General features: G+C 72.4%; 16 protein-coding genes. 7 read left to right on the forward strand and 9 right to left on the reverse strand.

What is annotated here, in order from left to right; genetic code table 11:
• Positions 1–124 precede the first annotated feature (124 nt).
• The 3 genes from ABZS77_RS14750 to ABZS77_RS14760 all read left to right on the forward strand — a co-directional run bounded on the left by ABZS77_RS14750 (position 125) and on the right by ABZS77_RS14760 (position 1924).
• Entirely contained in the window at positions 125–1228 is a 1104-nt protein-coding gene (locus ABZS77_RS14750; RefSeq protein WP_354822618.1) for a 3-deoxy-7-phosphoheptulonate synthase, read from the forward strand.
• A 253-nt stretch (positions 1229–1481) separates the two neighbouring features.
• A complete protein-coding gene (locus ABZS77_RS14755; RefSeq protein ID WP_354822620.1) occupies positions 1482–1706 on the forward strand; it encodes a hypothetical protein in 225 nt (74 codons plus the stop codon).
• 23 nt (positions 1707–1729) lie between these two features.
• Positions 1730–1924, forward strand: a complete 195-nt coding sequence (locus tag ABZS77_RS14760) for a hypothetical protein (RefSeq protein ID WP_354822622.1) — start codon at positions 1730–1732, stop codon at positions 1922–1924.
• Between the two features lie 53 nt (positions 1925–1977).
• On the opposite strand, the gene ABZS77_RS14765 is transcribed toward ABZS77_RS14760, so the two are convergent.
• The 3 genes from ABZS77_RS14765 to ABZS77_RS14775 are packed head-to-tail and all read right to left on the reverse strand — an operon-like array spanning position 1978 to position 3213.
• The gene (locus tag ABZS77_RS14765; protein ID WP_354822624.1) at positions 1978–2517 is read right to left on the reverse strand and encodes a DUF1360 domain-containing protein; all 540 of its coding nucleotides are present in this window, start codon (positions 2515–2517) and stop codon (positions 1978–1980) included.
• A 58-nt stretch (positions 2518–2575) separates the two neighbouring features.
• Positions 2576–2908, reverse strand: a complete 333-nt coding sequence (locus tag ABZS77_RS14770) for a hypothetical protein (RefSeq protein WP_354822626.1) — start codon at positions 2906–2908, stop codon at positions 2576–2578.
• On the reverse strand, positions 2908–3213 hold the full coding sequence (locus ABZS77_RS14775; protein WP_354822628.1) for a DUF6158 family protein: 306 nt from the start codon (positions 3211–3213) through the stop codon (positions 2908–2910). The genes ABZS77_RS14770 and ABZS77_RS14775 overlap by 1 nt, the downstream gene beginning before the upstream one ends.
• Before the next feature lie 130 nt (positions 3214–3343).
• Here ABZS77_RS14775 and ABZS77_RS14780 point away from each other — a divergent pair, with 130 nt between their 5' ends.
• Both ABZS77_RS14780 and ABZS77_RS14785 read left to right on the forward strand, forming a co-directional pair.
• A complete protein-coding gene (locus ABZS77_RS14780) occupies positions 3344–3778 on the forward strand; it encodes a hypothetical protein (RefSeq protein WP_354822630.1) in 435 nt (144 codons plus the stop codon).
• Positions 3779–3804: 26 nt separating this feature from the next.
• Positions 3805–4134, forward strand: a complete 330-nt coding sequence (locus tag ABZS77_RS14785; protein ID WP_354822632.1) for a DUF3817 domain-containing protein — start codon at positions 3805–3807, stop codon at positions 4132–4134.
• An 18-nt stretch (positions 4135–4152) separates the two neighbouring features.
• Here ABZS77_RS14785 and ABZS77_RS14790 read toward each other — a convergent pair whose 3' ends face one another.
• Positions 4153–4674, reverse strand: coding sequence for a DUF6232 family protein (locus tag ABZS77_RS14790; protein ID WP_354822634.1), 522 nt, complete (start codon positions 4672–4674; stop codon positions 4153–4155).
• A gap of 498 nt (positions 4675–5172) precedes the next feature.
• Between ABZS77_RS14790 and ABZS77_RS14795 the strand changes: the two genes are divergently transcribed.
• Positions 5173–6150 (forward strand): NlpC/P60 family protein, encoded by a 978-nt coding sequence (locus ABZS77_RS14795; RefSeq protein WP_354822636.1) that lies wholly within the window; start codon positions 5173–5175, stop codon positions 6148–6150.
• Between the two features lie 65 nt (positions 6151–6215).
• On the opposite strand, the gene ABZS77_RS14800 is transcribed toward ABZS77_RS14795, so the two are convergent.
• From ABZS77_RS14800 to ABZS77_RS14815, 4 genes are all read right to left on the reverse strand, one after another.
• A complete protein-coding gene (locus ABZS77_RS14800; RefSeq protein WP_151490607.1) occupies positions 6216–7205 on the reverse strand; it encodes a sigma-70 family RNA polymerase sigma factor in 990 nt (329 codons plus the stop codon).
• A gap of 377 nt (positions 7206–7582) precedes the next feature.
• Positions 7583–8539 carry an N-acetylmuramic acid 6-phosphate etherase gene (murQ, locus tag ABZS77_RS14805; protein ID WP_354822638.1) on the reverse strand — a complete coding sequence of 319 codons (957 nt, stop codon included), beginning with the start codon at positions 8537–8539 and terminating at the stop codon, positions 7583–7585.
• Positions 8536–9450, reverse strand: coding sequence for a MurR/RpiR family transcriptional regulator (locus ABZS77_RS14810; RefSeq protein ID WP_354822640.1), 915 nt, complete (start codon positions 9448–9450; stop codon positions 8536–8538). Before ABZS77_RS14810 ends, murQ begins: the two co-directional genes overlap by 4 nt.
• A gap of 75 nt (positions 9451–9525) precedes the next feature.
• On the reverse strand, positions 9526–10542 hold the full coding sequence (locus ABZS77_RS14815; protein WP_354822642.1) for an NAD-dependent epimerase/dehydratase family protein: 1017 nt from the start codon (positions 10540–10542) through the stop codon (positions 9526–9528).
• 104 nt (positions 10543–10646) lie between these two features.
• Between ABZS77_RS14815 and ABZS77_RS14820 the strand changes: the two genes are divergently transcribed.
• The gene (locus tag ABZS77_RS14820) at positions 10647–11339 is read left to right on the forward strand and encodes an SDR family NAD(P)-dependent oxidoreductase (protein WP_354822644.1); all 693 of its coding nucleotides are present in this window, start codon (positions 10647–10649) and stop codon (positions 11337–11339) included.
• On the opposite strand, the gene ABZS77_RS14825 is transcribed toward ABZS77_RS14820, so the two are convergent.
• Positions 11324–12073 (reverse strand): dTMP kinase, encoded by a 750-nt coding sequence (locus ABZS77_RS14825; protein WP_354822770.1) that lies wholly within the window; start codon positions 12071–12073, stop codon positions 11324–11326. The genes ABZS77_RS14820 and ABZS77_RS14825 overlap by 16 nt on opposite strands.
• Between the last annotated feature and the right edge of the window lie 131 nt (positions 12074–12204).

Consider the following 12204-nt stretch of genomic DNA (forward strand, 5'->3'; position numbering starts at 1 on the left):
ACTTCACCATGATCTGACGTCACCACGGACCAGGCCGGCCGGGCAGGAGCTCTCGTTCCTGCCCTTTTGCGTACGAGCAGCCGGCTCGTCCCGGGCACCGGCCCCGGGCACGGTCGGCGGAAGGATGCCCACCGTGACCACCCCGGAGACCGATCGGGTCAGCGACCAACGGATCGACCGTGTCGTGCCGCTGACCACGCCCGCCCTGCTGCACCACGAGCTGCCCCTGGACGCCGCACTGGCCTCGGCCGTGCTGACCGGCCGACGCGCGGTTTCCCGTGTGCTGGACCGCGAGGACGACCGCCTGCTGGTGGTGGTCGGCCCCTGCTCGGTGCACGATCCGGCCGCCGCCCTCGAGTACGCCGAGCGCCTGCGCGTCGCCGCCGACCGGCTCGCCGACGACCTGCTGATCGTCATGCGGGTCTACTTCGAGAAGCCGCGTTCCACCGTCGGCTGGAAGGGCCTGATCAACGACCCGGGGCTGGACGGCAGCGGCGACGTCAACACCGGCCTGCGGCTGGCGCGTGCGCTGCTGCTCGACGTGCTGCGCCTCGGCCTGCCGGTGGGGTGCGAGTTCCTCGACCCGATCACGCCGCAGTACATCGCGGACACGGTGGGCTGGGGCGCGATCGGCGCCCGCACCGTGGAGAGCCAGGTGCACCGGCAGCTCGCCTCCGGCCTGTCCATGCCGATCGGGATGAAGAACCGCCCCGACGGAAGCATCAGCACCGCCGTGGACGCGATCCGCGCCGCCGGTGTGCCGCACGTCTTCCCCGGCATCGACTTCTCCGGCACCCCGGCGATCATGCACACCCGCGGCAACCTGGACGGGCACGTGGTGCTGCGCGGCGGTGGCGGTCGACCGAACTACGACGCGGCGTCCGTGGCCGGTGCGCTCGACCTGCTGCGCGCGGCCGGGCTGCCGGAGCGGCTGGTGATCGACGCCAGTCACGCCAACAGTGGCAAGGACCACCGTAACCAGCCGCTGGTGGCGGCGGACGTGGCCGCCCAGCTCGCCGACGGCCAGCGCGGGATCACCGGCGTGATGCTGGAGTCGTTCCTGTTGCCGGGCCGGCAGGACCTCGACCCGACCCGGGAGCTGGTGTACGGCCGTTCGGTCACCGACGCCTGCCTCGGCTGGGACGAGACGGCCGACGTGCTCGACCACCTGGCCACCGCCGTGCGGGCCCGCCGCGCCACCCTGCCGGCCCCCGCCCGGGGCGTGTGACGGCCGGCACGGCGGTGCGCGGAACACGGGCCGGCGTCACCTGGTTAACTGAGGTGTCGGTGTGTCATGTGTCCCCGGGCCTCACCTAAATTGCCCTCGCGGAATACCGTTCGGCTGGAGCCGCGTCGTGCCACTCGCCGAGAGGCGACCTGCACACCGACACCAGCGCCGCCCCCGGCCCACAAGGTCGGGGGCGGCGCTGTCGGCGGGGGGCGTGACGTTTGACCGATTCCGGCCCGGGTAGCTGATCGACGTGACCGACGACGCATCCGTGGCCGACGAGCCGGACACCCGGGCCCTCGACGACCTGCTCGACGACATCTACCGGGCTCAGGAGCGGGTCACCCAGGCGGAGATCTACCGCCGGGCGGTGGCCGCCGAGCTTCCGCCGGACCTGCTCGCCCGGATCGACGCGCTCCCCGAGGGCGAGTACGCGGTGGACGAGGCGAGCGACCTGCTGGGCGGCTCCGTCGCCTGAGAGACCGCAGAAGGGACACCGTCATGACGCACCACGAGGACCACGAGGAGAAGGTCCCGGCTTTGGGGCAGCCGCCCAAGGGCATGGACACCACCCCCGAGCCGGACTTCGCGAACGAGCACGACCGCACGGCGGTGGACCGGGACATCATCACCGGCGCCGACGAGGACGAACGGGAACCGGAGTCGCCGCACGGCTGGTCCGGCATGCAACGGTGACGCGTACGAGAAAGGGGGCCGGCGGACGCCGGCCCCCTTTCTCGTGTCTTTGATCAGTCCTCGTCGTGCCCGCCCTCGGCGGCCTGCTGCGCGGCGGCGTACGCCATCTGGAGGAAGTCGGACGCGGCCACCGCGGTCAGTGCCGTGGCGACCAGCCGGGTCAGCCGGGGTGCGAGCACCAGGCCGCCGGTCAGCCCGGTGGCCACCCAGACCGCCAGACAGAACGGGCAGCTGAGCAGCTCGCCGATGGCGTGCCGGGTGGGGCTGCCCGAGTCGCGGACCTGCTCCATCACCTCGCCGCTGCCGATCGGCCGGTCGTACCTGGTGAACGGGGCCCGCAACGGGCTGGTCACGGCGTCCTTGGACAGCAGGCGGCTGAGCTTGTGCGTGGCGATGGAGAGCAGCACCACGTCGGCCGGGGCGGGGCGTTCGGGCACCGGCCGTCCGGTCGCCTTGACGAGGCCGGCGAGCACCCCGGTCACCCCGGCGTAGGTGCCCATCGCGGCCAGGTAGCCGCCGAGTGGTCGGTGCTCGTGTGGCGCGTACGCCCGGCGTAGCCGCGCAGCCTTCTGTCGCAGGCCGGTGTCGGTCACCCGGTCTCCTCCCAGGTCGTGGTGTTTCCGTAGGTGGGGTGCGGACGGCGGTTTGGTGTCAGCCGGCCTGGAGGTTGTCCGCGACCTCGCGGACCAGGTTGGCGAGCGCCTCGTCGGCGAGCTGGTCGGGGTCCGGCTCGCCGGACCCCTCGGCCAGGTCCAGCTGGATCCGGGCGCCGCCGGAGTCCGCCGGATCCACCCGGATCTCGGCGGACCAGTCCGCGTCGCCACTCCAGCGGGCCCGCAGCTCCTCGCCGTTGATCTCGGTCGGAGGGCTGCCGTCGGCGCGAAGTGCCTCCGGCAGCCAGGCCGAGGCGCGGGCGGGGTCGGTGGCCGTGTTGAACACCACCTCGGGCGGCGCGGACATGCCGCGCACCGCGCGCGCCGGCATCAGGCGTCCCGCAGGCGGCTGGGGTCGACCTCCCGGCCCGGGTGCCGGGCCAGGTATTCGGTCTCCAGTTCGGCGGTACGCCGCAGGTGGTTGGCGAGCGCCGAGTCGGCGGCGTGGCGCAGGGTGTCCAGCCTGGTGCGGTGCAGGCTGTGCATCTCGCGGATCAGATCCTCGTCGGTCAGCTCCGTCGGGTCGACGCCGAGCGTGTCGCCGTCGAGGTCGGCGCCGGCCGGGTCGGCGAGGTGGTCGCCGCCCCACTCGGGCACCCGCTGTTCCGGGCTCATGTCGGTGCTGCCGGTCATCATCGCCCCCCTGGTCTCGTTTGGGCTGGCGTCTAGACGGATGCCCACACCGGGTGACGCCAAACCCTCCCCACCGCGCGGCAACTACGACACCGTGTCGGAGAGCGGCGCCGACCCCGGTACCCTCGACACCATGAGGTGGCTCTGGACCCCGGCGTGGATCGCACGCCACGTGGCCATGGTCGTGTTGGTCGTGGGCTTCCTCGGGCTGGGCTGGTGGCAGATCAGCCGGGCCACCGCCGGCAACAGCCTGAGCTGGGGGTACGCGGTCGAATGGCCGGTCTTCGCCGGCTTCGTGGTCTACGTGTGGTGGCGCGAGGTGAAGTTGGCCCGGCGCCGCGCGGACGGGGACGCCGCGCCGGCGGCCGACCCCGCCGAGGTTGCGGCGGGCGAGCCGGCGCCGGGTGACGCCGCGGGGTCCCGACCGGCGGTACGCCGACCGGTGCGGGTGGCCCGGGTGCCGGCCTCCGCCGGCGCTGCCGAGGACGCCGACCTGGCCGCCTACAACCACTACCTGTCATGGTTGAACGCCAATCCGGGCGCCCGGCCCGGTGACTATCCCGGCTGAGCCGGGCTTCGGAAGGACGGACGAAGGTGGGCGCTGCCCTTACCCGGTACCGCGTGATCGCCTGGATCGTGGGCGTGGCGCTGATCCTGCTGGTCGTGATCGGCATGCCGATGAAGTACGCGTTCGACAACCCGGTCGTGGTGGAGACGGTGGGGCAGGCGCACGGCTTCCTCTACATGGTCTACCTGGCGGCCGCGTTCGACCTGAGCCGCCGGGCCGACTGGCCGCTGAAGCGGATGATCCTGGTGATGCTGGCCGGTACCGTGCCGTTCGTCTCGTTCTACGCCGAGCGCCGGGTCAGCGCCTGGGCGGCCGCCCCGCGCGAGGAGCGGACCCCGGAGCCGGTCGCCGGCTGAGTCGCCGTCCGGCGATGGTCATCGGCTGGGCCGCCACGGGTCGGCCTCGGCGAGCGGGTCGACCCAGCCGCCGTACCGGTTGACCTCGCGGGCGCGCAGCAGCGCCCGGGTGACCTGGCCGAACTGCCGCTCGTCGTCGGCACTGAACAGCAGCACCTCGACGCCCCGGTGCCACCCCCACAACTCGTACGGCGGTGGCCGCCACCGGTCGCCGACCAGGGCGAGGGCCGCCGGCAGCAGGAACACCGCCCCGAGGATGAGGTACGCCCCGGCGGTCAGCCGTTGCAGGCCGCCGGTGAAGCCGAGCAGCAGTCCCACGCCGCCGAGCATGGTGGCGGTGACGACGACGGCGCGGACGGCGATCCGGTCGTGCGGGCCTCGGGTGGTGCGCAGGTGGGTCAGGTCGGCGATCCGGTAGCTGGTCCGGCCGACGGTGAACCGGTCGACGGTGACGATGATGCCGGGTCGGGCGTACAGCAGGGTCGACCGGGCACCGGGCACCGTTCGCGGGGGTCGCGTCTTTGCGCCTTCACGATTCACGGTTCCTCCCGTGGGGCGGTTCGTCGGTCGCCCGTCGGTCACGGCATCGCCGGGTGTCGACGGGAATCCCGACTCCGGCTCCCATTGTGTTGTGGCAGTGCCACCTCACCAGGGCATTTGCCGGCTCCCGACAGGCCACCCGTCCGCACGACATCGCCCGGAAACCGCATCCATTTCAGCTTTTATCGGTTATGCAGCCCAGTTATCCGGCGGCATATGCCGGGAACGACGAACGTCGTATATCCGTCAGTCGACGCGAAGAGGCCGGAATCCCCCCGCGCGCGGAGGCGCCAAGAACAACAATCGGGCCACCGGACACACCCGCCCGACAGGTCACTCCGCCAACATTGACCCCTGCTTCAACTGCGCGTGACAGCCGTCCCGGGTTAGGTTGGGCGAGCCGGCCCGGCCCAGCGCCGTCCACCCGGATGGCCCCGGCCGGTGCCGCCGAGGGCGTCAGCAGCCCGACGGCGGCCGAGGGAGAGGGGCTTTCCGCTCTTGTCATCCCTGAGAAACCTGCTGCGCGTCGTCGCGTTGGCCGGGATGTCGGCCGCGCTCGTCGCCCCACCGGTGGTGGCCCACGCCGAGCCGTCCCCCGCCGACCTGACCCGCAAGATCGAGGCGTCCTCGGGCGAACTCGAGCGGGTCGTCGAGGCGTACAACAAGCTCCGCGAGGACATCAAGGCCAACGAGGCCTCGGTGGCCCGATTACAGGCCCGCATCGGCCCACTGGAACAGCAGGCCGAGCAGAGCCGGGCCGACGTCGCCGAGTTGGCGACCACCGCGTACAAGAGTGGCGGCCTGCGGACCGCGGACGCGCTGCTGCGTCCCGGCGGGTCGGCCGCGCTGCTGGACCGTCTCGGCGCCCTCGACCAGCTGACGCGTCAGCGCCAGGAGCGCATCTCCGGCTTCACCGCCAACCAGCGACGGCTGCTCGACGAGAAGGCCCGCCTCGACGCCACGCTGACCCGGCAGGCCGCACAGGCCCGCCAGCTCGCGGCCGGCAAGAAGCGCATCGAGGAGGACCTGGCGAAGCTGTACGAGCTGCGCCGTCAGGCGTACGGCGCCGCCACCGAGCGACCCGAACCCAGGGCCGCGGCGGCGGAGGCCGGGAACGTGCCGTCGGTCGCCGGTAGCGCCGGCGTCGCGGTGCGCTACGCCTTCGGCGCGTTGGGCAAGCCGTACGTCTGGGCGGCCGACGGACCGAACGGCTACGACTGTTCCGGGCTGACCTCGGCAGCCTGGCGGGCGGCCGGGAAGTCACTGCCGCACAACACCCGGATGCAGTGGAGCGCGGTCGCCCACATCGGCCGGGGTGACCTGCGCCCGGGCGACCTGATCTTCTACAACGGGCTCGGTCACGTCGCCCTCTACGTGGGCGACGGCCAGGTGATCGACGCGCCGAGCGCGGGTCGCAACGTACTCAAGCGCGGCATGAACATGATGCCGATCCAGGGCTACGGGCGGGTCCGCTAGCGAAGACGGCGAACGGCCGGCGTCCCCCTATCGGACGCCGGCCGTTCGCCGTCATTACTACCAGGTCAGGCGGCCTGCAAGCCCTCTGCCCGGGCCAGCTCGCGGAGCCGGCCGAGGGCCTGGATCTCCAACTGCCGGATCCGCTCGCGGGACAGCGAGAACCGGGACGCGACCTCGGTCAACGAGTGCTCGCGACCGTCCTCCAGCCCGTAGCGGGCGCGCATGATGCCGGCCGACCTGTCGTCGAGGTGGTTGAGCAGCCCTTCGATGCGCTGCCGCTCCAGACCGCTGAGGACGATGTCCTCCGGCGACGGTGCGTCGCTGTCGGCGACCAGGTCGCCGAGGTTGGTGTCGCCGTCGTCGCCGACCGGGGTGTCCAGCGAGACGGTGTCCTGCGACCAGCGGCGCAGCTCGTTGACCCGCTCGACGGTGACGCCGAGCGACGCGGCGATCTGCTCCGGCTCCGGGTCGCTGCCCAGCTCACGGGTGAGCTGCCGGGTCACATTGCGCATCCGGTTGACGTCCTCCACCAGGTGCACCGGCAGACGGACGGTGCGCTCCTGCTGGGCGATGGCCCGGCTGATGGCCTGGCGGATCCACCAGGTGGCGTAGGTGGAGAACTTGTAGCCACGCTCGTAGTCGAACTTCTCGACCGCCCGGACGAGGCCGGTGTTGCCCTCCTGGATCAGATCCAGCATGGGCATGCCCGAGCGCACGTAACGGCGGGCGATCGACACGACAAGTCGCAGGTTGGCGCGGATGAAGAGGTCCTTCGCCCGCTCGCCCTCGACGACCAGTCGATCCAGGTCGTCCCGGTCGACACCGGCGGGAACGGCGTCCTCACCGAGCAGGTGCTCGGCGTAGAGGCCGGCCTCGATCGCCTTGGAGAGATCGACCTCCTTGGCGGCGTCCAGCAGTGGCGTCCGGGAGATCTCGTGCAGGTAGACGCCGACCAGGTCGCGCTCCTCGGCAACCTCGTCGGTTCGCATGCCGATGTTCTTGTCCACGTTGCCCACGGTCCCCTCGCTCGCGCCGGTTGCCCGGTTCCTTGCCATTCCCCACGTCCGTCAGCCCCTGGTAACTTCCGTTGTGCCCATCGGTGCTGACACCTACACAACAGATGAGACGTGTCGGGGATTCCATGTGGTGAGTCGAAAGTGTCACGAATGCCTGAGTAGTAGCTGAGAGCGCGGTCCATGTTTGCTGTCAGCACCCCGGCTGGTGGCTCGCCGCCGCGCACACCACGTACGGGTCACGACCATGGCAACACCGCCCGCCACGGGGACACAGCGACCCGGGTCACCAGCGTGGTGCGATCCTGGTCACTGCGAAATACGCACCGGTGGACCGGTCGGTTCATCCACGGGGGTGTTATTACCCCCCGCCCCGATGAACAATCCGGGGGCCCGTTCGCTTCCCGCCGCGCGGGGAGCTAGGAGGAGAGCAGGGCGAGGGCGCCGCGCACCTGGTCGGCGGAGCGGGCCAGCGCGGCCCGGGCGGCGCCGACCTCGGCACCGGAGACCAGCGAGACGAGCGCCGTCTTCAGGTCGCCGTCGGCCTCCGCGAGGGCCCGCCGGGAAACCTCCTCGGAGCAGCCGGTCGCCTCCATCAGGATCGAGATCATTCGACCGCGGAGCTTCGCGTTGGTCGCCACCATATCGATCATGAGGTTCGAGTAGACCCGACCCAGGCGCACCATGACGGCTGTCGAGAACGTGTTGAGCACCAACTTCTGCGCGGTGCCCGCCTTCATCCGGGTCGACCCGGTGACCACCTCGGGTCCGGTGTCCACCCCGATGAACACGTCGACCGACCGGGCCGCCTCCGCTTCCGGATTCGCGCAGAGGAGCACCGTCGAGGCGCCCTTGGCCTGGGACGTGGCGAGCGCCCCGAGGACGTACGGGGTGCGTCCGCTGGCGGCCAGACCGACCACCAGGTCGCCGGCGCGTACACAACTGGCCGCCTCGACCGCGCCGCCCCGGTCGTCGTCCTCGGCGTCCTCCACGGCCCGCCACATGGCGTCCGGGCCACCGGCGAGGTGGGAGCAGAACCAGTGCCGGGGCGAGTTGAAGGTGGGGGCCAGCTCGGCGGCGTCGAGGACGCCCAGCCGCCCGGACGTGCCGGCGCCGAAGTAGTGCACCCGGTGGCCGCCGCGCAGCGCGTCGACGGCCAGGTCGACCGTGGCGGCGATCTCGTCGAGCACCGCCGCGACGGCCGCGGGCACCCGCCGGTCGGCGTCGTTGATCACGGTGAGGACGTCCCGGGTCGACATCAGGTCGAGGTCGGCGCTGAGCGGGTTACGCCGTTCGGTGGGGGCTCCGACCCGGACCGTGGGGCGGGCGGGCGGTGCGGGCAGGTCCTCGTCCGGCTCGATCGCACCGGCCGTCATGCCCGCCTCCGGTTGGCGCCCACCCGGTGCGACTGGACCGCCTCGGCGGTCGCCTCGAGGGCCTTGCGGGCCCGCGACCGGTTGCGGGCGGCCACGCCGACGAAGAGGCAGTCGACCACGGTGAGCTGGGCCAACCGGCTGGCGGTCGCGCCGGAGCGGTAGGTCGTCTCCCGTGCCGCGGTGGTCAGCACGAAGTCGGCCACCTCGGTGATCGGCGAGCGGGGGAAGTTGGTCAGCGCCACGGTGGCCGCGCCCCGCGTCCGGGCCTGCTCCAGCACCTCGATCACGTCCGAGGTGGTGCCGGTGTGTGAGATGCCGACCGCGACGTCGCCCCGGCCGAGCAGCGCTGCGGACGTCAGCGCGGTGTGCACGTCCGGGAAGTAGAAGGCGATCCGGCCGATGCGGTGCAGCTTCTGCTGGAAGTCGGAGGCGACGAAGCCGCTGGCGCCGGCGCCGTAGATGTCGATCCGGCCGGCGCCGCTGATCGCCTCGACGACCTGCTCGCAGACGGCGGGGTCGAGCTGTTCGGCGGTCTCCTCGACGGCGCGGGCGTCGTTGAAGGCGATGGTGGCGATGATCTGGGCGAGGTCGGCGCCGGGCGGGATGTCGCCGCCGACCACCCGGGCGTCCGGTGGTTCGATGCGGCGGGCGGCCTCGGCGGCGAGGCGGATGCGCAGTTGCGGATAGCCGTCCATGCCCACCGACCGGCAGAACCGGATGACGGTAGCCTCCGACGTCTCCGCCGCGGTGGCGAGGTCGGTGATGGTCCGCCGGGCGGCGGCGGCCGGGTCGGACACGACCAGCCGGGCGACGCGCTGCTCGGCGGGCGACAGCGACGGCAACAGCCCGCTGATGTGGACGATCAGCCCACCGGGCTCGTGACTCGCAGAAATCTTCGGACTCTTCGCCACGGATGAAACTTACTTTCACCAAGCGTAAGCGTCAACTATGACTGTCAGGGATGGGAAAAGAGTCGTCGACGGGGATCACCTGTCCCGTACAGCCTGCCACTCCCGCAGGACCACCGCCTCATCCACCGGGTCGAGTCCACCCTGCCGTACGTCGCCCGGCTGCGCTGTCATCCAGGTCGCGGTCGCCCGAACGGTGTCGGACAGCGGACGGACCGTCAGCCCGGCGTCCAGAGCCGGCCGCGCGTCCCGGTCCATCAGGCCAGCCCACTCCGGCAGTCGCACCCAGAGCGGCAGTGCCCGCTCCCCCGACCACTCGCGGACGTCGTGGGCCAGCAGGAAATCCTCATCGACCCAGGTGAGGTGCGGATCGGCGACACCCAGACCGGACGCCACGCCGGTCAGCAGCTCCGCACGGGACATCGCCGGACCGACGCCGTCGTAGGTGCCGACGAGGCGGGTGCCGGCGGCGTGCAGCAGCCAGCCGGCCAGGTCGTCGACGTCCACGTACTGCACCCGGTCGGTCGGCCGTCCCGGCGCGAGAACCTCCCCACCGCGCGCCAGCCGCCGCACCCAGTACGGGAAGCGGTCGCTCGGATCCTCCGCACCCACGATCAGCCCAGCCCGGCAGATGAACGACCGGTCCTCGCCCATCCGTTCCCGGACCAGCCCCTCGATGCTGACCTTGCACTCGCCGTACCAGCGGTGGTCCGGGTCGACGGGGGCGTCCACGTCGGGCGGGGCGGGCGGCAGCACCGGCGCGTCCGACGCGCGCTGGCCCGGGGTGGAGTTGTCCGCGTACACCGAGACTGTCGACACGAACGACCAGTGACCCACGTGGTCGGCGAGCGCGGCGAGCGCGTGCCGGGCATGGCTGACCTGGCGGGTCACGTCCACCACCGCGTCGAAGCCGTGGCCGGCGAGCGATGCCGGAGCCGCCGGGTCGTCGCGGTCGATCGGCACGAACCGCGCCCCGGCCGGCGCGACGCCGGCCACGCCCCGGGCGGCGCAGGTGACATCGTGCCCCTGCGCGACGGCGAGTCGGGCCACCGCCCGGCCGAGGAACCGCGTGCCACCGAGAATGAGGATCCGCATCCGCCGATCCTGCGCCGCCGCCGGCCGATCGCGCCAACAACTCTGCTCCTGGCAGAGCACGGGTCGGCCGACGGGCCACCGGAGTGGACGCTAGCGTGTGGCGCATGGCGGAGCGCAGCGTGTTGGTGACCGGAGGTTCCGGCGGGCTCGGCGGAGCGGTCGTCGCCTCGTTCGTCGACGCGGGCTGGCGGGTGGTCGTACCCCAGAGGGGTGCCGCGCCCGGGTCGGAGCCGGCGGTGGACGCGCTGGTCCGGGTCGCCGCGGACCTGACCGACCCGGCCGGCGCGGCACGGGCCGTCGAGGTCGCCGCCGGCGAGCCGGGGGCGCCGCTGCGGGCGGTGGTCAACCTGGTCGGCGGGTACGCCAGCGGCGGTCTGGTCCACGAGACCCCGGTCGAGGAGTTCGAGCGGATGCTCACCGTCAACCTGCGGCCCACCTACCTGGCCACCCAGGCCGCGCTGCCGCACCTGGTGGCCGGCGGTGGTGGCGCGGTGGTCTGCGTCTCGGCCCGGGCCGCGGTCGCCCCGTTCCCCGGCGCGGCCGGTTACGTCACGGCCAAGGCGGCGGTGCTGGCCTTCGCCAACGCCGTCGCGGTCGAGTACCGGTCCCGCAACGTGCGCTGCAACACCGTGCTGCCCAGCGTCATCGACACACCGGCCAACCGGGCCGCGCAGCCCACCGCCGACCACGCGCGCTGGGTCACTCCGGCCGAGATCGCGCCGGTGATCCGCTTTCTCGCGTCCGCGGACTCCGCTCCGACCAGCGGCGCCACCGTCCCGGTCTACGGGCGGGCCTGAGCCACCAACGGGCCGGGGCCACCCCGCGTCGACAGGGTGGACGACGGCGGCGGTTCGGACGACGTCGGCACCGACGGGGGCACGTCGGACGGCGACCGGGCGGCGTCGGGTCGGGCATCCGACGGCAGCCAGGTCGCCAGGTGGGCCTGGATCTGCTCGGTCACCTCCTCCGCCGGCCGTCCCGCGTCCACCACCACGAAGCTCGGGTACTCGGGCAGGGTCCGGTAGGCGGTGTCCGCGGCGGTCAGCCAGCTGATCGTCTCGTGGTCGGTGCCACGCTCCTCGATGCGCCGGTACGCCTCGGCCGGGTCGACGGTCAGCAGGAAGGTCACCTGCGGCGTCGGGAAGAGCCGGTAGCCGGCCCGGGCCAGCCGCTCCCACCGGTGCCCGCCGTGCGCGCGGATGCTGGCGTACTGGCAGGCCGAGTAGCGGTCCATCACCGCCGTCCGGCCGGTGAGCAGGCAGCTGATCAGGGCGATGGCGATGGCGAGCCAGCGCAGCACGGACTCCACCGCCAGCATGCCGTCCCGTCCGACGAGCCGCTGGGCGTCCGGGCGGCCGAGTCGGTTGGCGATCCGGCCGAGCCAGCGACGCCCGCTGGCGTTGCGGCGGTACGTGGCGGGACGGCCGGCGGCGGTCAGCGCGTCGGCCAGCCGGTGGGCCTGGGTGGTCTTGCCCGATCCGTCGATGCCGATCAGGGCGACGGTGCGCAACCGGGTCTTGCCACGTCGCATCCCCGATGATCTGGCCACCCTCGACAGGTTATCCGACCCGCGCACGCACTCTGTCTGGTTCATGATGGTCTGGCCCTGTTGGCACCCGACCGCGACGCGAGCAGGTGTGGCCGACCGGAATGCCGGGTACG

It is taken from the genome of Micromonospora sp. NPDC005298, assembly GCF_040607375.1.
Lineage (GTDB): Bacteria > Actinomycetota > Actinomycetes > Mycobacteriales > Micromonosporaceae > Micromonospora.